Annotated in this window: 24 protein-coding genes; 15 read left to right on the top strand and 9 right to left on the bottom strand. The window is 65.3% G+C overall.

Annotated features, from left to right (window positions below):
- Positions 1–7: 7 nt before the first annotated feature.
- From CQW49_RS10775 to CQW49_RS10765, 3 genes are read right to left on the bottom strand one after another with little or no spacing between them, the layout of a single operon-like run.
- Positions 8–424 (bottom strand): DUF6691 family protein, encoded by a 417-nt coding sequence (locus CQW49_RS10775; protein WP_003609932.1) that lies wholly within the window; start codon positions 422–424, stop codon positions 8–10.
- Positions 418–849 (bottom strand): YeeE/YedE family protein, encoded by a 432-nt coding sequence (locus CQW49_RS10770; protein ID WP_003609933.1) that lies wholly within the window; start codon positions 847–849, stop codon positions 418–420. Before CQW49_RS10770 ends, CQW49_RS10775 begins: the two co-directional genes overlap by 7 nt.
- The gene (locus CQW49_RS10765) at positions 849–1,769 is read right to left on the bottom strand and encodes an MBL fold metallo-hydrolase (RefSeq protein ID WP_003609936.1); all 921 of its coding nucleotides are present in this window, start codon (positions 1,767–1,769) and stop codon (positions 849–851) included. Before CQW49_RS10765 ends, CQW49_RS10770 begins: the two co-directional genes overlap by 1 nt.
- 90 nt (positions 1,770–1,859) lie before the next feature.
- Between CQW49_RS10765 and CQW49_RS10760 the strand changes: the two genes are divergently transcribed.
- The 8 genes from CQW49_RS10760 to CQW49_RS10720 all read left to right on the top strand — a co-directional run bounded on the left by CQW49_RS10760 (position 1,860) and on the right by CQW49_RS10720 (position 7,005).
- Complete coding sequence (locus CQW49_RS10760) at positions 1,860–2,513, top strand: peroxiredoxin (protein ID WP_003609938.1); 654 nt, start codon at positions 1,860–1,862, stop codon at positions 2,511–2,513.
- Positions 2,510–2,911 (top strand): ArsR/SmtB family transcription factor, encoded by a 402-nt coding sequence (locus tag CQW49_RS10755; RefSeq protein WP_003609940.1) that lies wholly within the window; start codon positions 2,510–2,512, stop codon positions 2,909–2,911. Before CQW49_RS10760 ends, CQW49_RS10755 begins: the two co-directional genes overlap by 4 nt.
- Before the next feature lie 100 nt (positions 2,912–3,011).
- Entirely contained in the window at positions 3,012–3,284 is a 273-nt protein-coding gene (gene lptM / locus CQW49_RS10750) for an LPS translocon maturation chaperone LptM (RefSeq protein ID WP_003609941.1), read from the top strand.
- Positions 3,285–3,392: 108 nt separating this feature from the next.
- Positions 3,393–4,661 carry a diaminopimelate decarboxylase gene (gene lysA / locus CQW49_RS10745; protein ID WP_003609944.1) on the top strand — a complete coding sequence of 423 codons (1,269 nt, stop codon included), beginning with the start codon at positions 3,393–3,395 and terminating at the stop codon, positions 4,659–4,661.
- Between the two features lie 23 nt (positions 4,662–4,684).
- Positions 4,685–5,083: a carboxymuconolactone decarboxylase family protein gene (locus CQW49_RS10740; RefSeq protein ID WP_003609946.1), complete on the top strand. Its 399-nt coding sequence runs from the start codon at positions 4,685–4,687 to the stop codon at positions 5,081–5,083.
- Between the two features lie 470 nt (positions 5,084–5,553).
- Positions 5,554–5,742, top strand: a complete 189-nt coding sequence (gene rpmF, locus CQW49_RS10730) for a 50S ribosomal protein L32 (RefSeq protein ID WP_003609948.1) — start codon at positions 5,554–5,556, stop codon at positions 5,740–5,742.
- Between the two features lie 135 nt (positions 5,743–5,877).
- Complete coding sequence (locus CQW49_RS10725) at positions 5,878–6,300, top strand: ferritin-like domain-containing protein (protein ID WP_003609949.1); 423 nt, start codon at positions 5,878–5,880, stop codon at positions 6,298–6,300.
- Between the two features lie 90 nt (positions 6,301–6,390).
- A complete protein-coding gene (locus tag CQW49_RS10720) occupies positions 6,391–7,005 on the top strand; it encodes a hypothetical protein (RefSeq protein ID WP_003609951.1) in 615 nt (204 codons plus the stop codon).
- Between the two features lie 22 nt (positions 7,006–7,027).
- Here the strand turns inward: CQW49_RS10720 and CQW49_RS10715 are convergent, their stop codons facing one another.
- The 3 genes from CQW49_RS10715 to CQW49_RS10705 form a co-directional block, all read right to left on the bottom strand.
- The gene (locus tag CQW49_RS10715; protein ID WP_003609952.1) at positions 7,028–7,828 is read right to left on the bottom strand and encodes an ABC transporter permease; all 801 of its coding nucleotides are present in this window, start codon (positions 7,826–7,828) and stop codon (positions 7,028–7,030) included.
- A gap of 129 nt (positions 7,829–7,957) precedes the next feature.
- Positions 7,958–8,377, bottom strand: coding sequence for a group III truncated hemoglobin (locus CQW49_RS10710; protein ID WP_003609954.1), 420 nt, complete (start codon positions 8,375–8,377; stop codon positions 7,958–7,960).
- A 33-nt stretch (positions 8,378–8,410) separates the two neighbouring features.
- Positions 8,411–9,280: a helix-turn-helix transcriptional regulator gene (locus CQW49_RS10705; protein WP_003609956.1), complete on the bottom strand. Its 870-nt coding sequence runs from the start codon at positions 9,278–9,280 to the stop codon at positions 8,411–8,413.
- 310 nt (positions 9,281–9,590) lie between these two features.
- Between CQW49_RS10705 and modA the strand changes: the two genes are divergently transcribed.
- From modA to CQW49_RS10690, 3 genes are all read left to right on the top strand, one after another.
- The gene (gene modA, locus CQW49_RS10700; protein WP_003609957.1) at positions 9,591–10,394 is read left to right on the top strand and encodes a molybdate ABC transporter substrate-binding protein; all 804 of its coding nucleotides are present in this window, start codon (positions 9,591–9,593) and stop codon (positions 10,392–10,394) included.
- Between the two features lie 168 nt (positions 10,395–10,562).
- Complete coding sequence (locus tag CQW49_RS10695; RefSeq protein WP_003609959.1) at positions 10,563–12,083, top strand: TldD/PmbA family protein; 1,521 nt, start codon at positions 10,563–10,565, stop codon at positions 12,081–12,083.
- Positions 12,084–12,252: 169 nt separating this feature from the next.
- Entirely contained in the window at positions 12,253–15,060 is a 2,808-nt protein-coding gene (locus CQW49_RS10690; RefSeq protein ID WP_003609961.1) for a hypothetical protein, read from the top strand.
- 94 nt (positions 15,061–15,154) lie between these two features.
- Here the strand turns inward: CQW49_RS10690 and CQW49_RS10685 are convergent, their stop codons facing one another.
- On the bottom strand, positions 15,155–16,063 hold the full coding sequence (locus tag CQW49_RS10685) for a polysaccharide deacetylase family protein (RefSeq protein ID WP_003609962.1): 909 nt from the start codon (positions 16,061–16,063) through the stop codon (positions 15,155–15,157).
- A gap of 91 nt (positions 16,064–16,154) precedes the next feature.
- Here CQW49_RS10685 and mgtE point away from each other — a divergent pair, with 91 nt between their 5' ends.
- The 4 genes from mgtE (at position 16,155) to CQW49_RS10665 (ending at position 19,775) form a co-directional block, all read left to right on the top strand.
- Positions 16,155–17,567 carry a magnesium transporter gene (gene mgtE, locus CQW49_RS10680; protein WP_003609964.1) on the top strand — a complete coding sequence of 471 codons (1,413 nt, stop codon included), beginning with the start codon at positions 16,155–16,157 and terminating at the stop codon, positions 17,565–17,567.
- Positions 17,568–17,654: 87 nt separating this feature from the next.
- Complete coding sequence (locus tag CQW49_RS10675; protein WP_003609966.1) at positions 17,655–18,623, top strand: glycoside hydrolase family 25 protein; 969 nt, start codon at positions 17,655–17,657, stop codon at positions 18,621–18,623.
- 141 nt (positions 18,624–18,764) lie between these two features.
- Positions 18,765–19,175, top strand: a complete 411-nt coding sequence (gene rplS / locus CQW49_RS10670; RefSeq protein ID WP_003609968.1) for a 50S ribosomal protein L19 — start codon at positions 18,765–18,767, stop codon at positions 19,173–19,175.
- 177 nt (positions 19,176–19,352) lie between these two features.
- Positions 19,353–19,775: a hypothetical protein gene (locus tag CQW49_RS10665; RefSeq protein WP_003609970.1), complete on the top strand. Its 423-nt coding sequence runs from the start codon at positions 19,353–19,355 to the stop codon at positions 19,773–19,775.
- 283 nt (positions 19,776–20,058) lie between these two features.
- Here the strand turns inward: CQW49_RS10665 and kdpC are convergent, their stop codons facing one another.
- Entirely contained in the window at positions 20,059–20,658 is a 600-nt protein-coding gene (gene kdpC, locus CQW49_RS10660; RefSeq protein ID WP_003609973.1) for a potassium-transporting ATPase subunit KdpC, read from the bottom strand.
- A gap of 11 nt (positions 20,659–20,669) precedes the next feature.
- Complete coding sequence (kdpB, locus tag CQW49_RS10655) at positions 20,670–22,766, bottom strand: potassium-transporting ATPase subunit KdpB (protein WP_003609975.1); 2,097 nt, start codon at positions 22,764–22,766, stop codon at positions 20,670–20,672.
- Between the last annotated feature and the right edge of the window lie 6 nt (positions 22,767–22,772).

Below are 22,772 nucleotides of genomic sequence, written 5' to 3'. Positions count from 1 at the left end.
ACGAGGTTCAGCGGCCGATGAGCCGTTGCAGAAACATTCCGAGCGCCATGGCGAGGACGAAGGGGATGGCGCTCATGGGAGCGAGCGCGAGATCGGCGAGCGCCGGTCCAGGACAGAGGCCGGCTAGTCCCCAGCCGACGCCGAACAGCGCCGCGCCGATGACGAGGCGCGCGTCGATCGGATCCGTCGGCGGCAGATCGAATGCCGTTTCGACGAGCGGACGGTCCATGCGGCGACGAATACGCCAGGCGATCGCCATGGGGACGAGCGCGCCGATCATCACAAAGGCGAGCGTCGGATCGAAGTCGCCGAAGAGATCGAGAAAGCCGCGCACGCGCGCCGGATTCGCCATGCCCGACACGGCGAGGCCCGCGCCGAACACGAGGCCGCAAAAGAGCCCGAGGAAAGAGGAGCGCGTCACCATGCGAGCCCCGCCGCATTCATCGCCGCCACGGTCGCAAAGCCAGCGGTCATGAAGACGGCGGTGGCGACGAGCGAGCGTTTCGAGAGGCGCGACATTCCGCAGACGCCATGGCCGCTGGTGCAGCCCGAGCCGAGCCGGCTTCCATAGCCGACGAGAATGCCGCCGATCAGCAGCATCGTGAGTGACGGAAAGCGCGTCTCGACCGGCCCGCAGGCGAGCGCGATCAGCAGCGCGCCGAGGGGCAGACCGATCACGAAGCCGGCGGCGAGGCCATCCGGGCCGCAGGCTTTGGTCATGTGAAGCGCGCGGGCGAGCAGGCCGCTGACGCCGGCGACGCGGCCGGCGCCGAGGAGGACGACCGCCGCAGCGGCGCCGATCATCAGCCCGCCCGCGAGCCCCTGAACGATGGACTGCGCCAGCGACATCAGAGCAGATCCAGCGGCAGCTTCAGATAGCGGGTTCCATTGTCCTCGGCCGGCGGCAGCCGTCCGCCGCGCACATTCACTTGCACGGACGGCAGGATCAGATGCGGCAGGTCGAGCGTCTTGTCGCGCGCGGTGCGCATGGCGACGAAGGCCTCCTCGTCGACGCCGTCATGGACATGGACATTCTTCGTCCGCTCATCGCCGACGGTCGTCTCCCAGAGGAAGTGGTCGCGGCCGGGCGCCTTATAGTCGTGGCAGAGGAACAGCCGCGTCTCGGCCGGCAGCGACAACAGCCGGCGGATCGAGCGATAGAGCCCGCGGGCGTCGCCGCCGGGGAAGTCGGCGCGGGCGGTGCCATAGTCCGGCATGAACAGAGTGTCGCCGATGAAGGCGGCGTCGCCGATCACGAAAGCGACGTCGGCCGGCGTATGGCCGGGGACATGCAGTGTGGTCACCGGAATCTCGCCGACCGCGAATGTGTCGCCATCTCCGAACAATTGATCGAACTGCGAGCCGTCGCGGGCGAATTCCGTCCCGAAGTTGAACAATTTGCCGAAGACGGTCTGGACCGTGGTGATCTCGCGGCCGATCGCGAGCTTGCCGCCGAGCTTCTGCTGCAGATAGGGCGCGGCGGAGAGGTGGTCGGCGTGGGCGTGCGTCTCGAGCAGCCAGTCGATTTTCAGGCTTTCACGCTTTACGTAATCGATGATTTCATCTGCGCCTCTGGTCGCGGTGCGGCCGGAGGCGTAGTCGAAGTTCAGGACGCTATCGACAATGGCGCCGCGACGGGTCGCAGGGTCGAACGCCAGATGGGTGGCGGTGAAGGTCGGCTCGTCGAAGAAGGTGACGACCTGAATCAGAGGTCGCGTCTTTGCGGCGAGGACCTGCTCGGTGGCGCGCTGGAGCGCTGCATCGGTCATTTTGCGAACCCCTTCATATTCATAATTACACAAACTATGTAATCGTATAAGATCATTGTGTCAAGCGCCGAAACGGAGCAGAGAGAACCCATGGAAAAAGAACCAATTCCGGCTTCCCCGGGGGGCTGCAGGGGATTGCGCATCGGCGATTCCGCCCCGGTCTTCCGCGCCCGCTCCACCAGGGGCGAGGTGCGGCTCGACCAGTTCCGCGGCCGCTGGCTGGTCTTCTTCTCGCATCCGGCGGATTTCACGCCCGTCTGCACCAGCGAGTTCGTCGCCCTCGCCCGCGCCGCGCCGCGCTTCGAGGCGATCGGCTGCGCCCTGCTCGGCCTCTCGGTCGACAGCCTCTATTCGCATCTCGCCTGGGTGCGGGCGATCCGCGACATTTTCGGCGTGACCGTGCCCTTCCCCATCGTCGAGGATCCGTCGATGGCGATCGGCCGCGCTTATGGGATGCTGGACGAGACCGCGCAGGATTCCTCGGCGATGCGCGCCACATATTACATCGACCCGCTCGGGGTCGTGCGGGCGCTGACCTGGTATCCGCTGACCGTCGGCCGTTCGGTCGAGGAGATGCTGCGATTGGCCACGGCCTTGCAGAAGACCGCCTCGGGCGAGGTGATGACGCCGGAGGGCTGGACGCCCGGCGGCGATCTGTTGCTGCCGCCCGCCACCGGCGCAGCCGAGGCGCTGACGCCCGGCGCCCCCGACGACTGGTTCTATCGGATCTGCAAGGACAAATGACCGCGATCTACCAATCCCGCGAGCGGGCCAATGAAGCGGCCGAACGGCTGAAGATCTACGCTCAGCCGCAGCGGCTCATGATTCTCTCGTATCTTCTCGCCGGCGAGCGCACCGTCGGCGAGATCGAGGCGGCGACGGCCATCGGCCAGCCGGCGCTCAGCCAGCAGCTCGCCGAGCTGCGCCGCGCGGCGCTGGTCGAGACGCGGCGCGCCGCCAAGCAGGTCTATTACAGGCTCGCCGACGCTCGCGCCGCGCTGTGCATCCGCTGCATCGAGGCCGTCTTCGAGGGCGAGGGCGATCCGGAGAGCGCGCTCGCGGGCGTCCTGCGCACGCCGGATGCGGGGGAGGAGCCGCGCGGCCGCGCCGGCGCCGCCAGCTTCGCCAAGATCATTTTATGAGAGATCATTCCGTGAGAGATCATTCCGTGAGGCGGCCCTCGTCATCGGCCCGCTTTCGTCTATAGTGCCGCGCCAATCGCATCCGAAGGACTTCTCGTCCATGCCATACCTCGCACGGCCGCGCAGGGCGGCGCTGCTCCTCGCGCTCGCGCTCGCCGGCCTTTCCGGCTGCGGACGGCGCGGCCCGCTGGACCTGCCGCCCGAGGTCGCGGCGCTGCCCAAGGAGACGGTGGTGCAGACGACCACGGTCACGCCCGAAGGCTCGAAGAAGCCGGTGGCGGAAGATGTGAAGGCGGTGGAATATATCCCCGGCACGTCCGGCTTTCGGCCGCCCGAGCGCTATCCCTTCATCCTCGATCCGCTGCTCGACTAAAGGCGCGCGTCGGTCTATCGGGAAGCGCAACGGCCCTCACCCTCCCCGCTCCGCGGGAGAGGGGGCGTCACGAGCCCTGCGTCGGACGCAGGCAGCCAGGACCCGCTCATGCATCATTTCGACTATCGCGCCGGCGTCCTCCACGCCGAGGACGTGGCCCTGCCGAAGATCGCCGAGGACGTCGGCGCGCCCTTCTACTGCTATAGCGCGGCGACGATCCGGCGGCACTTCACCGTCTTTTCCGCCGCTTTCGCGGGGCTCGACGCGCTCGTCTGCTATGCGGTGAAGGCCAATTCCAATCAGGCCGTGCTCGCCCTGCTCGCCGGACTCGGCGCCGGCATGGACGTCGTCTCCGGCGGCGAGCTGCGCCGCGCCCGCGCCGCCGGCGTTCCCGCGAGCAAGATCACCTTCTCCGGCGTCGGCAAGACGGCGCAGGAGATCGCGCTCGCGATCGACGAAGGCATCTTCTGCTTCAATGTGGAGTCCGAGCCGGAGCTCGAGGCGATCGCTGCGATCGCTGCGGCGAAGGGGAGACGCGCCCATATCTCTCTGCGCGTCAATCCGGACGTCGACGCCAAGACCCACGCCAAGATCTCGACCGGCCTCGCCGAGAATAAATTCGGCGTGCCCTTGTCGCGCGCCCGCGACATTTACGCGCAGGCGGCGCGGCTGCCGGGACTCGACATCGTCGGCGTCGACATGCACATCGGCTCGCAGATCACTGATCTTCGCCCCTTCGACGCGGCCTTTTCCCTGCTCGCCGAGCTCGTCGTCGGCCTGCGCGCCGACGGACACGCGATCTCCCATGTCGATCTCGGCGGCGGCCTCGGCATTCCCTATCACGCCGGCGAGGACCCGGCCTCCTATCATCCAGACCGCTATGCGGAGATCGTGCGCCGCCATATGGGCGCGCTCGGCTGCAAGCTCCTGTTCGAGCCCGGCCGGCTCATCGTCGGCAATGCCGGCGTGCTGGTGACGCGCGTCCTCTATGTGAAGCAGGGCGAGGCCAAGACCTTCGTCATCGTCGACGCCGGCATGAACGATCTCGTCCGTCCGACCCTCTACGACGCCTGGCACGAGATCATTCCGGTGACCGAGCCCGCGCGGGGGCGGAACGAGATTCTCGCCGATGTCGTCGGGCCGGTGTGCGAGACCGGCGATTACATTGCGCTCGGCCGCTCGATCCCGGCGCCGGCGCAGGGCGATCTGCTCGCGGTTCTGACCTCCGGGGCCTATGGCGCCGTGCAGGCGGGAACCTATAATTCGCGGCCGCTCATTCCCGAGGTGCTGGTCGACGGCGCGCGCTGGGCGGTGGTGCGCGCGCGTCCGAGCATAGAGAGCCTCATCGCGCTCGACAGCGTTCCCGATTGGCTGTGATCGCGTGCAGTGAGGAGCAAACAATGTCCACGGTTCGACTGCTGAGCGACGAGGAGCTCTCAGAGGAGGCGCGCGCCGTCTTCGCCGATATACGCGCGACGCGAAACAGCGATTTCGTCAATAATTTCTGGCGCGCCCTCGCGCATAATCCCGTCACCTTGAAGCGCACATGGGAGAGCATCAAGGCGGTGATGGGGCCGGGCGCGCTCGATCCGAAGATCAAGGAGATGATCTATATCGCCGTCTCGATCGCGCATTCCTGCCCCTATTGCATTCATTCGCATACGGCGAGCGCGCGCGCGAAAGGCATGACCGAGGCCGAGTTCCACGAGCTTATCGCCGTCGTCGGCATGGCGTCGGAGACCAATCGTCTCGTCACCGCGCTGGGCGTGCCGATCGACGAGCTGTTCGAAGTGAAGTGAGCATCGCATGATTTCAGCCCATTGGTGGTCGGCGCCATGTCCGCCGGCCGCGCCGGTCGAGAAGAAACCGCGATCCGATCGCGCGGCCTCTGCGGTTCTCAGTCGCGGAAAAGGCGAGGCTATCAATTCGAGTCCAAAGCTCCGAATTCGGGTCGATGACGCCGCCTCATCTCCTCGTATGTCGCAATGTCTCGGCTCGGCGCCCGCGACAAGCGCGGTCATGACGCGGCTGTAGGGGAATTGCTGACCTGGACTCGGAGCTCTGTGTCCGAGCCCGGGGCATCGAATCCAGGTTGACAATTCCTCTACGGCCGCACATTGGGTCGGGACGGGGGCAATGGGCTGTCGTCCTGCGCCTGATCGACTCGATCGGATCGGAGCGCGCTCTAGCCAGCCGCGTCGATTTCGTGTATGCGCCCCCAACCGAGTTTCGCCCCGCCGCCGCGCGGGGAGCTGGAGATCGAGACACTATGGCCGTTCCGAAGAGAAAAACCTCGCCGATGAAGCGCGGTTTCCGCCGCTCCGCCGACGCCGTCAAGGCGCCGACCTATGTCGAGGACAAGGATTCGGGCGAGCTGCGCCGTCCGCACCATATCGACCTGAAGACCGGCATGTATCGCGGCCGTCAGGTGCTGAAGGTCAAGGCTCAGGAAGCCTAAGCGAGCCCGCGAGACGGCGATCGGCGGGGCCCGCGTCGCTTCGCCGCGTCCGCGATGTTTCGAGCCGCGTGGCGGCTCCTGCGCGGAAGGACGGAGCGTTCCCATCTCTCGAAAGAGATATCGGGGAGGATTTCCGTGACCGACACACAAACGATCGAAGCCCTGGCGGACGCCCTGGACGACGCGTTCAAGGCGCGCGCGACTTATCGCAAGGTCATCGAACGCTTCGGGCCGACGCCCCCATTCGCGAATATCGTCGAAGCCGAAGAGCGGCATGTGGCCGCGCTTCTCGCGCAGTTTCGGCGCCTTGGCGCAACCCCGCCGAAGGATCGTTGGGACGGTCGCGTCGACGCGCCGCTGTCGATCGCCAACGCCTGCGCCGACGCGGTGCGGGCCGAGATCGATAATGACGCATTATATGAGCGCCTGCTCGATCGCGTGACCGACCCGCAGGCCAGGCTGGTGATGGAGCGCCTGCAGGCGGCCTCGCGCAGCCGCCATCTTCCCGCGTTCAAGCGCTGTCTCGAGCGCGAGGGCCGCGGCCGCCGCTCCTTCTGACCGGGCGAGATCGGCGCGTTGCCAGCGGCGCGGCTTGGTTCTATTCGACGGCTCGGCTCGCCGCAGCGAGCCGCGAGAGACGGGTCCCCCATGAAACCGATCATCATCGTCGCGGCCAGCGCGCTGCTCGGCCTCGCGGCTCCGAGCGTGGCGCAACCTCGGCCGAGCGGCGACTGGCCCTGCCGGCAGGTGAAGGTGCCGAGCGTCGCCGTCGCTGGAGTATGGACCGGCCCCGCCATCGACGATGCGGCGAAGCAGCGGCTGCGGGAGGATTTAGCGCTCGGCGAGCTCGCGGCGCGGATCAGCGCGCGGCGCACGCCCGTCGAGGAGGCGCAGAAGGTCGTCGAGACATTCGCGGCCGCGGCGGGCGACAAGCGCAAGGAGCGGCTGACGGCCCTGTTCGCCGGCGTCTATGAGCGGCTCGAGGCGGAGCGCCGCGAGGTGATCGACGGGCTCGAGCGCTATGGCGCGAAGCAACGGCAGCTCGCCGAAAAGCTGCGCGATGAGAGCGAAGCGCTGCGCGCCGAGCAGGACAAGACGCCGCAGGATGCGCAGAAGGTGAGCCGAGCGAGCGAATCGCTGCAATGGGATTTGCGCGTGTTCGACGAGCGCCGCAACGCGCTCGCTTATGTCTGCGAGACGCCCGCGCTGATCGAGCAGCGGCTCGGCGCGCTGGCGCGGGCGATCGAGGCGGCGATCGATTGACCGCCGCGCGGCGTTCGGGCGATCAGCGCAACAGATAGCCGCGCATGAAGCGCTCGCACACGAGGCCGAGGAAGATCGCCCCGACGCCGAATTTCAGCACATAGGGCTTGTCGAGAAATCCAACGCCGATGCCTTCATAATAGGCCGAGCGCATCCATTCGAGCGATTGCGCGAGCGGATTATAGCCCATCAGGCTGCGCAGCGGCTCGGGCAGCTTGTCGGGCAAAAAGAGCACGCCCGAGCTGACGTAGAGGGTGATGCGGGCGAGGCCGAAAATCACCATCCACATCGGCACCACCATCACCATAATGGAGTTGAGCATTCCGATTCCGATGCCGAGCAGAATCGCCGAGCCATAGGCGCAGAAGGCCTCCTCTATATTGCGGGGCATGACGTCGATGCCGAGGGATGCGCCAATGACGAGGACAATCAGCGTCACCGTGCAGCAGGAGAGAATCTCGAGCAGCGAGGCGGCGAACATGGCGTCGAGCAGTTTGACAGAAGGAAAGCCGAGCAGCGGCCGCGACGAACTTATCGAGCGCATCGTAAAATTGGCGAGATAGCTGAAAGCCTGGAAGGTCGCCGCGCCGGTGGCGTAGAACAGCGCGGCGCTTTCGCCGATGGGCGCCTGGCGGCCGCGAAAAACCGAGACCGCGACGAAGGCGGTGATGTGCGTCATGGGCCAGGCGATCGCCAGTAGAAAGCCGAGGCCGCTGCCGAAGAAGCGAGTGCGCATGTTGCGGAGCATCAGCGCGAGCAGCACGCGCCGCTGGCGGCGGAATGCGGCGCCCAATCCCACTTCTTCATCGGAGTTCAGAAGCATAGGCGGTTTCCTGTCGTCTTGTGCATTGCGGCGAAAGCCGTGCTGCTCCGCGGAATATAACCGGCGGCGCGCAATGAACAAGGCGAGTTGGAACAGCCGATGCGCCGTCGCGGGTCCAGACGGCTCAGCTCACGCTGGATGGCGCGATGGACGGCCGTCGGCGTCGGTGAAGGGAAAGAGCCCGCCCTGGAAGCATTGCGCCATATGCGTCGCCTTGGCTGCCGCCTGCTCGGCCTGAGTCGCCGGCAGCGTCTCGCGCGCAGTCTCGACGAACAGCTCCAGCCAGCGCGTGAAATGCTGCGGCTCGATCGGCAGATTGATATGGACCGCGAAGGGATGGCCTTCGTAGCGCTCGGTGCGCAGCAGCGATTTCGACCAGAAATTGGCGATGATGGCGAGATGGCCGTCGAGATCGGGAATGGCGGAGAATATCGGTCCGATCAGCGGATCGGCGAGGCCCTTGTCGTAGAAGCGGCGCACGCAGGTCGTGATGGCGGCTTCGACGGCCGCGCGCTCGGCGTCGTCGGGGACTTCGGGAAACTCGAACATCTTCTTCTCCTCGAGGTGACGGCGCCGATCGCGTCACTCGGCGTTGAAATGCACGGCGCCGAATTGCGAGACGTCATAGCCGCCGAGCGTTTCGGCGCGCTCGCGAAACGCCGCGCCCGCGCAAAAGCGCGCGAGCTTCTGGAATGGCGGATCGAAATAGGCCTTGCGCCAGACGACGAGATCGAAGCGCTCGACGACGACCGGCGCAAATTCGAGGCCGAATTGGCGGGCGCTCGCCTCGAGGCCGAAGCCGACATCGGCGCGTCCGGCGGCGACGGCGGCGGCAAGATCGGTCTCCGAGCGCTCGACCGCGGGGATGCGCTGCAAATCCTCGCCGCTCATGCCCTCGCGATGCAGCAGCGCCGACAACACCAGCTCGCTGCCGGCCTCGGGCTGCCGCGACTGGAAGCGCAGGCCGCGGGCGTCTGCGAGCCGCTCGACGCGCCGTCCGAGCTCCTTGCGCACCATGAGGCCGCGCGTGCGCTTGGCCCATTCGATCAGCACTACGGGCTCGCCGGCCAGGCGCTCGGAAACGGCGGCGACGTTCCAGCCGTCCTCGCCGGGCTCGGGAATATGCAGGCCCGCGGCGATGCACCCGCTCGTCGCGGCGCGCTCGAGGCCGTCGAGCGCGCCGTCGAGAAAGGCGGCGATGCCGGAGCGGGACTCGCGCAGCGCCCATTCGAGCAGCGGATCATGGCCGCCCGCGACGATGAGCGGGCGCTCCCCGCGCGCGGCGCCGCGACCCTTGGCCGCCAGCCAGTCCTCGATCTCGCCGCGCGGAAACAGCAACTTGCCGGTGACGCGACGCACCGGCAGAGCGCCCTCGGCCGCGAGATCATAGACCTTGCGCTCCTTGACGCGCAGCAGAGCGGCGAGCTCGCGTGTGGTCAGAAAATCAGACATTGTGCATTTTTTCCGAAGGCCCGTAAAATTAGCAGAGCAGAGCGAAACCGGCAATGCGGAAGAATGGGCGTTTCTTTCCCGCAGGGCCGGAGAATTGGCCCTGCGAATCGGGGTCTGATGAGGGTTCCCATTGTAATAGCAGAGGAAATCGCAAATCGCGAGGCGCCGACGCCGCCGTCTCCCGCGAGCGGGCGAAGGGAGACGCTCCCTTTTTGTCGCAGATGCGAAATTATGTGATTTATTCCACACGATCAGAAATTATGCATAATTGCTCCAAGGCCGTGTCGCGGCATGTTCTCGAGGACATCTCATGGAAAAAATCGCCAGCCTGGCGCTTGTCGCCGCATTGCTCTTCCATCTCCCGGCCCGCGCCGAAGCCCCCGCCGCCGACAAGGCGACCGACGCCAAGACCGTCACCGTCTTCGCCGCCGCCAGCCTCAAGAACGCGCTCGACGAAGCCGCCGCCGCCTTCAAGAAAAAGACCGGGACCGAGGTGTCGATCAGCTATGCGGCGTCCATGCCGCTGGCCAAGCAGATCGAGGCGGGCGCGCCGGCCGATATTTTCGTCTCCGCCGACACGGCCTCGGCCGACTATCTCTCCACGCGCGGCCTGCTGAAGGCGGGCACGCTGACGAATTGGCTCGGCAACAGCCTCGTCCTCGTCGCGCCGAAATCCGCAGGCGGCAAGAAGATCGCGCTCGAGAAAGGCGCGGTGCTGGCCGCCCTCGGCGCCAGCGGCCGCATGGCCGTCGGCGATCCGGCCTCGGTGCCGGCCGGCAAATACGCCAAGGCGGCGTTCACCAGCCTCGGCATATGGGAGGCGCTGGAGCCGCGCCTCGCCATCACCGAGAATGTGCGCGCCGCGCTGACCTTCGTCGCGCGCGAGGAGGCGCCGCTCGGCGTCGTCTATCAGACCGACGCCAATTCCGATCCCAAGGTCGCCGTTGTCGGAGTTTTCCCGGCCGGCTCGCATCCGCCGATCGTCTATCCGATCGCTCTGACCGCAGCGTCGACGAGCAAATCCGCCGCCGATCTCCTCGCCTTTCTGGAGAGCCCGGCGGCCGCGCAATTCTTCACGCGCCAAGGCTTCACCATGCTTTCGCATGGCCGCTGAGCGGAATTGACGTCTCGAGCGCGGCGGCGCGGGCCGCGCTCGAGTGGTTTCGAGAGCGAGCATGTGAGCCAACGGAAGCCGTCGTGACGCGGTGGAAATAAGAGAAACCTTTTCCCCGAGCCCCCTTCGGCGCTAATCTCGCGCGGCCGCAGCCGGAGGAGCTTCGAGATGACGCCGCGCCCCTTCCCACAGGAGCCGGAGGCGGAATGGGATTTCCGCCTCGATCGAGCCGGTCTCGCCGATCTCGCCGAGACGGCGCTGGCCGCCGCCCGCGCGGCCGGCGCGAATTATGCCGACATCAGGCTCGGCGCGACGCGGCGGCAGTCGATCAGCGCCAGAGAGGCGCGGCTCGATGATTTTTCCGAGAGCGTCGCGCCCGGCTTCGGGCTGCGCGTGCTCGTCGACGGCTGCTGGGGCTTTTACGGGGCGCGCGCGCTCGACGCCGCGACCCTCGCCGAGGCCGCGCGGCGCGCCGTCGCCCAGGCCCGCGCCGTCGCGCCGATCCGCACGCTCCCCGTGTTCGTCGAGGAGACGGCGCCGCAGCAGGCGGAATGGATCATGCCGATGGGCGTCGATCCATTCGCCGTCGAGGCGCGCGACAAGGTCGATCTGCTGCTCGCGGTGAACGCCGCGGCGCAGGAGGCCGGCGCCGATTATTGCCACGCCTCGCTCGCCTTCGCGCGTGAGGACCGCTTCTTCGCCGACAGCCGCGGCAGCCGTATTTTTCAGTCGCGCACGCGCACGCAGCCCTCCTTTCTCGCGACCGTCGTCGACAAAAGCGGCTCCGGCCGTTTCGCGACGCGCGAGAGCCTCGCGCCGGCGCGCGCGGCGGGATGGGATTATGCGCTCTCCTGCGATCTCGTCAGCGAGGCGAAGCTCGCCGCGCGAGAGGCGCGCGAGAAGCTGGAGGCGAGGCCGGTCGAGGCCGGCGTGATGGATGTGGTGATCGATCCCACCAATCTCTGGCTGACGATTCATGAGACGGTCGGCCATTCGACCGAGCTCGACCGCGTGCTCGGCTGGGAGGCGAATTTCGCCGGCACCTCCTTCGTCAAGCCGCATATGCTGAATGATCTGCGCTTCGGCAGCGAACTGATGACGATCCGCGCCGACCGCTCGCAGGATGGCGGGCTCGCCGGCGTCGCTTACGACGACGACGGCGCGCCGCGCGAGCGGGCCGAATTCGAGATCGTCTCCAAGGGCGTGCTGCGCAATTTCCAGATGGCGCTCGGCCAGGCGCATCTCATCGGCGCGGAGCGCTCCAATGGCTGCGCCTATGCCGACGATCCGACCGCTTTTCCGATCCAGCGCATGCCCAATATCTCGCTGGCGCCAAATTCCTCGCCTTGCTCGCTCGAGGAGCTGATCGGCGGCGTCGAGAGAGGAATCTATGTCGTCGGCGCGGGCAGCTGGAGCATCGACCAGCAGCGCGACAATTTCCAATTCGGCGGTCAATTGTTCTACGAGATCAGAGACGGCCGCCTCGGCGAGATGGTGCGCGACGCCGCCTATCAGGGGCGCACCATTCCGTTCTGGAACTCGCTCGACGGGCTCGGCGACGCCTCGACCTATCGGCTCTGCGGCACCTTCACCTGCGGCAAGGCCGAGCCCATGCAGCTCGCGCCGGTCTCCCATGGCGCGCCGGCCGCGCGCTTCCGCGGGCTCAGCGTGCTGAACACCGGGCGCTGAGTTCCGAATCGCGAGCTGACACCTGTGAAGGCCCTTTGCGAGTCCTTCAATGTATGCGCCGATGATGCTACTTGAGATTGTGTGATTCTGCTGATACAAGTTTAGAGTAGTGATTGAAGAGCGGGTGCGAACAACACCATCGCTGCTGACTAACTCGTAGGTTTGCGCCATGCAAAACAGTAATTTGGATGTTGCTCCGCCCAGCTCGGCCGCGAACGACGGACAGTGGGATTTTTATCGGGATTACCGCCCGGCGCTAGGCGCTGCGGCGAGATCGTCCCGCGTTGCGATGATGCTCGAGCGTGAAAGCGGCGATGACGCCGCCAAGCTCAGCGGCGCTCTTGCTCTGATGCGGCGCAGGCTCGACATTTTCGATGCGCCGAAGGAAGAGCTCGCTTCTCGCTTTCGTGAATTGCTGGCGAATGCGCGATCCGCGGTTTCGGCGGCGGATGAGGTGGCCCAAACACTGATGTCCGCAGCCTCGGGCCGTTCCGCGCTTCTGGTGGAACGCCGAACTCACGCCAGGGCGTGCATCGAGGCGATGATTCTGGAGATTGCGACGTGGGGAGGCGCTGCGGCCGCCGGTCCGGTCGGCGCGACGCTCGATCTGGTTCTAAACCTCTATTCAGGCTCCGATCATGGCGCCCTGGCCGCGCCGGACAAGGAGTTTCTGGCGAGCGCCTATGTCGCGCTTCGGGCGGCGCTCGTCGGAGCCGCCCGTTCCGCTTACATCGACAGGATGCTCGATATCCGCGTTCGCACCGCGGGACCCGAACATGAGAGAATTGAGATTTACGATCGCAAGCGCGGCGCGGCTCTGACGCCGTCCATCCTTTATGACGGCGAGGGAGCGATGCAATCCGCCATCGCGGTCCGCGACCTTCTTCGCGAGTCGTTGGCTTGGGAGCATATCTCCGATTCCGATCTGTGCGAGCTGGGAGATCTGCTCGACGCGACACTCGAAGGTGGCGCGCTTTCGCATGCGCTTCGCGCAGATCCGGCGAGCGGACGTCCCATCGACATCTCCACGGTTGGCGAAATCAGAGAGACTGCCCGTGAATTTGCGCCGCGCGTTCCGCTCGCGCTCGCACCGCTGCGCCGGACGGCTCCTGTGCGAGACGATGGCGGCGCTGTCGGAGAAAGTAATCTCGCGGTCAGGATCGCGCCGCCAGAATATCCGTATCCGTTCGATGGGCTGACGCCGGACGATCTCGCCGTGTTCCTGACGCCGACGCTCGCACGCGGCCCGCTCCAGCAGCTTGGTCTCGACGTGGACCAGGTCGCAGCGGCGCGACGGCGCAGGATCGCCGCCGAAAGCGTCGCGTCCGCATACCAGGAGTCCCGCGAGCGTGGGGCGGCTGGCGACCTCGGCAAGGAAACTTTGACCGCGTTTTCTTCGCAGCTCGTTCAAGAGCTGGCAAAAGAGTTCGCAGCGGAGCAGTTCAAGGATTTTTTCAAGGGTGCAGCGAAGATGGCGCTTTTGTCCTCCGGCGTGGCATGTCTCGGCCCGCTGGTCGATCTGGTCTTCGGCTTCATCTTTCCCAAGCCCAAACCGCTCACGATCGAAGACGTACAGAAGCTGATCGATGAGGCTATCGGCTACAACAACGATATTTGGGCGGGCATCCGTCTTTCCGACGCCTATTGCGATGCCTTCAACGCCTACACGTCGCATGTCGAGTCATTGGAGCTCGAACGCACCAAGCCCAACAAACAAAAGACTATGATGCAGTATGACCAATGGCGCGCCCCCTATACAGAATGTAAAAACCTTTGGGGTCGGGTGGCTGGTACAAGCCAGACAGGCTGGATTTTTGAATGTGGCCGGCTGCCGATTGTCGAAGACTCTGTCATGCTGTACTTCAAGGTCGTTTCAGATATGATTCTCGCTGATGATCTTCATTTTACGTATGAACAATGGCTTGTGAGCGGAAAAAAATCATCGGAAACCGATCTCGCCACCCAATACGAGATTCATAAAAAGAAGACAAATGAAATCATTATGGGCCACATCTCAGAGCTAGGATCGATTCTGAAGCAATACGAAACAATACTTCATGACGCGCCAGATTCGACTTATATAAAGACGATCGCAAGAAATGATTTTAAATTTGTTGATTATCGATGGTGGGTATTTGAAGTCAGATATAATATAGAAGACAAATTCTATCACAAAATATTCAAAAAAGACCTAAAGGTTCTGGAGCACGCCATTTACACAGGCTGGTCTAAGAATATGGAGAAAATATATAATCACCATCATGGCTGGCTGGCTCATCTACAAACGATGTATTATGCACGATACGCTCGATTCATGAATATAAGAGCTGAATTCAATAAATTATTCTCGCATATTTCTAGCATTCCGATGAGTTTGTGGCGCATAAAATATACGATTGGAAACCACAGCTCTTTTATAAACGAGTACAATTTCGTTATACATAAGGAGGACAATAGCAAGATGCATTTCAATCTTCTCAAGAGACCAAGTAATGGTTACGATAACAAAATGAGCTTCTTAACGCAATATGGATTCGTTTGGATATATTTTGATACGTGCACGGCCATGTTCGGTGTCGGTGATTATGCGGATATTTACAGTGCAGACTACGGAATTGGCGTGACTCCACCACTATCGGACTGGCAGTGGCCAGGAGAAAGAATTGATGATATCCGGGGAATAGCACGGCGCAGTATAAAATTATTGAGGGTTACGACGCCCTACACGATCACGTTTTGGTCTGAGACGAATTTTGAAGGCAAGAAATTCTCTATGCCGTCCAACAATACAACGCATCAGTACGACGATGTCTCTCCCTGCAAGAGCATGCAGATCAGGGTGGATACGCGATTTTGGTATGGACTGAATCAAGTCGGACGAACGCTCGAGATCGCATTCAAAAGCAAGAAAAACACAGAGGAGCCATCGGATCGCTTCGCCCTCGATCCCGACATGAGCGCAATCTATGGACAATAGGATTTTGTGGCAATCGGACGAGGCGTGACAACAAGCGCTTTCCGATCGAACGGAATATCGTTCGATCGATCAGAATTCGCTCGAACGCATCGCCTCAGCGCGGCGATGCGTCGTTGGTCTTCACGCCGCGGCCCTCCTGCGGCTCGCGCCTTTGTCCCTTCGGCCCGAGCGTCTTGGCGATGATCGCCTCCGTCGCCGATCTCCAGCCGGGCTTCGCTTCCTCGATCGGCGTCGGCCCCCGGCCGGGGACGAGATGGACGAGCCTGAAGCCGCGCTCCTTCAGCGCGCGTAGGAATTGCGGCATCATGCGCGCGGTCGAGCCGCGCGGATCGTGAAACAGAACGATTCCCTTGCGCGCCGCCTCGAGCCGCGACATGACCAGCGCCAGCTCGGCTTGCGGGGTCATCTCCTGCCAGTCGGAGGCCCAGAGATCGGCGCCGAACACGGCGATGGAGCGATCCTCGAGCCAGCTCACCAGCTCGGGCGTGTCGGCGAAGCCGGGGAAGCGGAAGAAGGGCGTGCGCGGCGCTGGTCCCGCTGCGCCGAAGCCGGCCGCGTCCACCGCCGCTATGCCCTTGTCGATATCCACACGCGCCGACTCGTCGCTCATCAGCCGCAGCGTCCGCGCCGGATGGCTGTAGGAATGATATCCGGCGTTGTGGCCGTCAGCGATGATGCGCCGCACCAGCGCCGGCGCTTCCGCGGCATGGCGGCCGATCAGGAAAAAGGTCGCGCGCGCGCATTCGGCTTTCAGAGCGTCCAGAACCTGATCGGTCGGCCCGGCCACTGGCCCGTCGTCGAAAGTGAGCACGACCTCATGATCGGCGAGCGCGAGCGTGCGCGGATAGGTCTCGAGGCCGAGCGCCAGCCTCTGGCCGCCGTCGATGACGATCTCGCGCGCGACGCCGAGCGCCTGCGGCCCGCAATCGCGCGCCGCGGCCGCGGCCGCGGTCGCGGTGAAAAGGCCCAGGAACAGCGGCAGGAGGCGAGTTTTCAGCGACATCGGCAGTTTGCTTTCCCGTCTCGGCGCGTTATGCACCCCTCGCCCCCGGCGGCTCCGCCGGGGAGGAATTTTCGCAGCATCGGGGCTCCATATGTCGCAAGACCATGAAAAATCGGCGCCCCTCGAGAGATGTTTTCGCGACGAGGAGACCGGCGAGCCGCGCGCCGACTTCGTCGCAGCCGTAGAGACGGCGATCGCGGCGGAGGACGCCGACGCCGTGCGGGCGCTGGTGGCGCCGCTGCACGAGGCCGATCTCGGCGCGCTGATCGAGCTGCTCGGCCATGAGGCGCGGCCGAAGCTCGTCGAGCTGATGGGCGCGGAGTTCGACTTCCTCGCTCTGACCGAGGTCGGCGAGACGACGCGCGAGGACATCCTCGAGGAGGTGCCGGTCGAGACCTTGGCCGAGGCCATGCTCGAGCTCGAGAGCGACGACGCCGTCGCTCTGCTCGAAATGCTCGAGCCCAAGGAGCAGGCGCAGGTTCTGGAGGCGCTGCCGGCGCATGAGCGGGTGGTGCTGCGCCGCTCGCTGGAAGCCGCCGAGGGCACGGCCGGGCGCCTGATGCAGACGACGCTGGTCGCCGTGCCGCCGTTCTGGACCGCGGGCGAGGTGCTGGATTTCTTCCGCGCGACCGAGCCCGACGTGCTGCCCGACAATTTCTTCGAAGTGTTCGTCGTCGATCCCGGCTATCGCCTGCTCGGCACGGTGTTTCTCGACGCTCTGGTGCGCGCTCACCCGAAGACGCTCGTCGAGGACATCATGCAGGCGGATCGCCGCCGCGTGCGCTTCGACGAGGAAGGCGAGGAGGTGGCGCGCATGTTCGAGCGCTATAACCTCGTCTCCGTGCCGGTGGTCGACGAGGCCGAGCGGCTCGTCGGCGTCATCACCATCGACGACGTCGTCGATGTGATTCAAGAGGCCGCCTCCGAGGAGATCAAGGCGCTCGGCGGCGTCAATCCGCACGAGGAGCTGACCGACAGCTTCTGGTGGATCGTGCGGAGCCGCTTCGTCTGGCTGTTCGTCAATCTCGGCACCGCCTTCCTCGCGGCGAGCGTGCTCAAATCCTTCGAGAACCAGCTCCAGCAGATGGTGGCGCTGGCGGTGCTGGCGCCGATCGTCGCCAGCCAGGGCGGCAATTCGGCGACGCAGACCATGACCGTGACCGTGCGGGCGCTGGCGACCCGCCAGCTCTCGCGCGCCAACGCTCTGCGCATCATCTTCCGCGAGCTCGGCACCGGCGCTCTGAACGGCGCCGCCTTCGGGCTCATCACCGGCCTCGTCGCCGCCAATTGGTTCGAGAATGTCGGCCTCGGCCAAGTGATGGCGCTGGCCATGCTCACCAATCTGACCGCCGGCGCGCTCGGCGGCATTCTCGTGCCCATGCTGTTCGACCGGCTGAACATCGACCCGGCGGTGTCGTCCAGCGCCTTCGTGACGACGGTGACGGATGTGACCGGCTATGGCTCGTTTCTCGGGATCGCCACCTTGTGGTTCCGACTGGGGTGATCGCTGGAGCTCGGGCGCTCCCGATTCGCTCGAGCCCGAAATTTTCGCATTAACGCTTCGTTACCGGTCGGGGTATAATCTTCCCCGATGCGTTCCTACCGCCTCATTCTGGCGGCGCCTGCCGCCGCCCTCCTCGCGACCGCCCTCTCGGGCTGCGGCGGCGCGCTCGACCCGACCGCCACCCACCGTCCGCGCTTCGCGACCAGCTCGCCGCCGATCGTCAACAAGCGCAAGGACCCGAGCTATCTCGCTTATGCGGTGCCGGAGTCGGAGCTGCACGCCTATCCGGCGACGCGCAGCGCCGAATATGCGGTGCATGGCGTCGACGTGTCGAAATATCAGGGCGAGATCGACTGGCAGGCGGTGAAGAACGCCGGCGTCTCCTTCGCCTTCATCAAGGCGACCGAGGGCGGCGACGCGCTCGACTCGAAATTCTACCGCAATTGGGCGGCGGCCAAGGCCGCCGGGATTCCGCGCGGCGCCTATCATTTCGTCTATTGGTGCCGTCCGCCGCACGAGGAGACCGGCTTCTTCAAATCCGTCGTGCCCAACGAGCCCGACGCGCTGCCGCCGGTGCTGGACGTCGAGGCGACGCCGACCTCGCGCAGCTGCAAGCGCACGCTCTATCGCGAGGAGGTGCTGCGCGACATGCGCGCCATGCTCGAGGATATGGAGCGCCATTACGGCAAGAAACCGATCATCTACAGCTCGGTCGACTTCTATCAGGCGATCCTGCACTCGGGCGCGCTCGCCGAATATCCGATCTGGGTGCGCTCGACCAAATATCATCCGACGGTGCGCTACGGCGACCGCAAATGGACCTTCTGGCAATATCGCTCCGACGGCAGCGTGCCGGGCATCACCGGAGCGGTGGACCAGAACGCCTTCCACGGCAATCACGCGCAATGGAAGGACTGGCTCGCCTCGGTCACCGGGCTGCAGGCGGCGCCGGTCGCGGCGCGGCCGGTCGACGACCGAGCCGCCGGCCGGCTCGTCGAGGACGAGCCCTCCCTGCCGCCCGCGGTCGAGGCGATAATCTCGTCCGGCTCGAACTGACGCGCGTTTCGGCCGGCTTTTCGGCGATGCGCTCGACAATCGGCTCCGCCTCGTGTATGGCGGCGCGTCCAAATCAAAACAGCGTCCCGAAACGCTCGCCTGGCCGTCGATGCGGCGAAGGCGAAACGGCAGGAGTTTTTCATGCCCTCCATCATCGAGCAGCTCGACGCCGAGCAATCCGCCCGCCTCCTCGCGAACAAGACCATCCCCGAGTTTCGCCCCGGCGACACCGTCGTCGTCAATGTGAAGGTCAAGGAAGGCGACCGCACCCGCGTCCAGGCCTATGAGGGCGTCGTGATCGCGCGCCAGGGCGGCGGACTCAACGAGAGCTTCACCGTCCGCAAGATTTCCTACGGCGAGGGCGTCGAGCGCGTCTTCCCGATCCATTCGCCGCTGGTCGATTCGATCAAGGTGGTGCGCCGCGGCAAGGTGCGACGCGCCAAGCTCTATTATCTGCGCGACCGCCGCGGCAAGTCGGCCCGCATCGCCGAGCGCATCGACACCAAGGCCAAAGGCAAGACCAAGGACAAGGCCGCTCCCGCCGCCGAGTGACGCGGCCGTCATCGCGAGCCGAAGGCGAGGCGATCCCTCGGATCGTTTCGTCGCGCATCTCGAGAAGCGAGCCTGAAGGCTCGCGCTCCAGCGTCGCTCTTGGACCACGAGTCTTGGACCACGAGCCTTCAGGCTCGCTCTTCGGAAGGCCGCAATGACGCTATCCACTGGGTCTCGATGAGCAAGCTGCTGTTCTGGGCGCTGGACGCCCTCGTGCTCCGCGGGCCCGAGTCTCGGCTCGCGGAGGGCGCGCTCGCGGCTCTTGACAAGCTCTCCGTGGCGGGTTGGCGTCATGTCGTCGTCGCCGATGAAGCGGCTGGCGCCGATACGCTCGACCGTCTCGGCGTCGCCGACCGCGTGGCGTGGTTCTTCGACGGCGCGCCGGTCGCCGAAGCGATCGGAGCGCTGCGTCCCTTCGACGAAGCTTTCGTGATCGGCTCGAACCTGCCGCGCCACATCCTGCCGGCGCGCGAGGAGGCGCTTCCCTCGATCCTCGTCGGCGACGCCTCGCCGCTCGCGCAATTTTGCGCCGAGCAGGCGAGCGATGTTCCCGACGCGCTCGCAACCTGGACCATCACGCGCAAGAATCTGCTGGCCTGACTGCGCGTCGAGAGCGAGCCTCCGAGATAAATATTCATTTGCCGGCTCTCGACGCGCGCTCCTTCTCCCACTCTTGGGAGACCCTCGCTTCAGCGAGAATCGGATGAGGGCGTCTCCGGCTGGCCAGCGGCTCATCGGCTGCGGCCCTCATCCGACCCGGCCCCAGCCCGTCGCTTGCGACGGGCGTCCTTACGGACGCCCTACGGCCGGGCCACCTTCTCCCGCAAAGCGGGAGAAGGGAGGGACCTTTCGTCGACTGACGGGATGCCCGGCGGCTTGTCGCCTAACGCAGTTCGTCCAGCGCCAGATTGAGCTCCAGCACATTTACGCGCGGCTCGCCGATGACGCCGGCGACGCGCTGCTCGATGCGCGCTTCGACGAGCGCCTGCACGCGCGCCGGCGTCAGCTTGCGCGCCGCCGCCACGGCGGGAGCCTGCGCCAGCGCGAATTGCGGCGAGATATGCGGATCGAGCCCGGACGCTGATGCGGTCGCCGCATCGGCCGCGACCACATCGATGCGCCCCGCCGCGAATTCCGCCTCGATCGCGGCGTCGACGCGATCGACGAGCTTTTTCGAAGTCGGCCCGAGATTGGAGCCGCCGGAATTGGCGGCGTTGTAAGGCGCGTCGATCGTCTTGGACGAATCCTCCGGGTCGGGCGCGACGGTCGCCGAGGGGCGGCCGTGGAAATAGCGAGCCGATGTGAAATTCTGTCCGATCAGGCGCGAGCCGATGGTGACGCCATCGCGCTCGATCAAGCTTCCATTTGCGTTGTCTTTAAAGGCGAGCTGCGCGATCGCAGTGATCGCCAGCGGATAGGCGAGGCCGGTGAGGAGAGAGAAGAGCGCGATCATCACGATTGCGGGACGAAGTTGTGCGAGCATGGAGCGGCTCCTCAGGCGAGATGCAGCATCGACACGAGAAGGTCGATGAGCTTGATGCCGATGAAGGGGATGACGACACCGCCCAATCCGTAGATCAGCAGGTTTCGCCGCAGCAGAGCGGCGGCGCCGACGGGCTTGTAGGCGACGCCGTTCAGCGCCAGCGGAATGAGCGCGACGATGATGAGCGCGTTGAAGATGATGGCGGAGAGAATCGCCGATTGCGGCGAGCCGAGACGCATCACATTCAGCGCCTCGAGCTCCGGATAGGTCACGACGAACAGCGCCGGGATGATGGCGAAATATTTGGCGACGTCATTGGCGATCGAGAAGGTGGTGAGCGAGCCGCGCGTCATCAACAGCTGCTTGCCGATGGCGACGATCTCGATGAGTTTGGTCGGATCGCTGTCGAGATCGACCATATTGCCGGCTTCGCGCGCCGCCTGCGTGCCCGTCTGCATGGCGACGCCGACATCGGCCTGCGCGAGCGCCGGCGCGTCATTGGTGCCGTCGCCGCACATGGCGATGAGACGCCCGCCCTGCTGCTCGCGGCGGATGTAAGTGAGCTTGTCCTCCGGCGTCGCCTGCGCCAGAAAATCATCGACGCCGGCCTCGGACGCGATCGCCGCCGCGGTGACGGGATTGTCGCCGGTCACCATCACCGTCTTGATGCCCATAGCGCGCAGCTCGGAAAAGCGCGCCTTGATGTCCGGCTTGATGATGTCCTTCAGATGAACGACGCCGAGCAGGCGACCGTTTTCGCTGACGGCGAGCGGCGTGCCGCCGGCGCGCGAGATGCGCTCCACTGCGCGCGCGAAATCCTCCGGCGCCTGGAGCTTGCCGGGCTTTGCGCGCTCGAGCGTGTCGGCGCCGGCGCCGCCGTCCGGCGCGAGCGGCGCATCCTTCAGGCTCTGCTCGAGAATGGCGTCGACGGCGCCCTTGCGCAGCGAGCGGCCCGGCAGATCGACGCCGGACATGCGCGTATGCGCGGTGAACGGAACCACGCGCGCTTCCGCAGGCAGCTGCGGCGCGGCGAGATCATAGCGGCTGCGCGCCAGCGCGACGATGGAGCGGCCTTCCGGCGTCTCGTCGGCGAGCGACGCGAGCAGCGTCGCCTCGGCGAGCTCATGCTCGCTCGCGCCGCCGACCGCGATGAATTCATCGGCCATGCGATTTCCGAAAGTAATGGTCCCGGTCTTGTCGAGCAGCAGCGTGTCGACATCGCCCGCCGCCTCCACCGAGCGGCCCGATGTGGCGATCACATTGAAGCGGATCAGCCGGTCCATGCCGGCGATGCCGATCGCCGACAACAGGCCGCCGATCGTCGTCGGTATGAGGCAGACGAGCAGGGCGGCCAGCATTGTGAGCGACAGATTGGTTCCCGAATAGCGCGCGAGCGGCCACAGGCCGACGCAGACGATGAGGAAGATGATGGTGAGGCCCGACAGCAGGATCGACAGCGCCAGCTCATTGGGCGTGCGCTGCCGCTCGGCGCCTTCGACGAGCGCGATCATGCGGTCGATGAAGGTCGAGCCGGGCGCGGCGGTGATCTTCACCTTCACCCAATCGGAGAGCACGCTGGTGCCGCCGGTGACGGCGGAGCGGTCGCCGCCGGCCTCGCGAATGACCGGCGCAGACTCGCCGGTGATGGCGGATTCATTGATCGAGGCGACGCCTTCGATCACCTCGCCGTCGCCGGGAATGAGATCGCCGGCCTCGACCAGAACGACATCGCCGATGCGAAGATCGAGCGCGGAGACGCGTTCGACCGCGGCGCCCTTGCAACGCTTGGCCTCGGTATCGCTGCGCGTGCGTCGCAACGTGTCGGCCTGCGCCTTGCCGCGCCCTTCGGCCACCGCCTCGGCGAAATTGGCGAACAGCACGGTGAACCACAGCCAGGCGGCGATCTGGCCGGAGAACAGGGCGTCGCCATTGCGCGCGACGAGATCGCGCAGGAACAGGATCGTCACCAGCGCCGAGACGATCTCGGTGACGAAGATGACGGGATTGCGCGCGAGCCGGCGCGGGTCGAGCTTGCGGATCGAGTCGATCGTCGCTTGTCGTAGAATGGCGGGGTCGAGGAGAGCGGGAGCGGCGGGTTTCGCAGACATGACGAA

The sequence above is a fragment of the Methylosinus trichosporium OB3b genome (assembly GCF_002752655.1).
In the GTDB taxonomy this organism is placed as follows: Bacteria; Pseudomonadota; Alphaproteobacteria; order Rhizobiales; family Beijerinckiaceae; genus Methylosinus; species Methylosinus trichosporium.
This window is presented reverse-complemented; position numbering and strand designations above follow the sequence as displayed.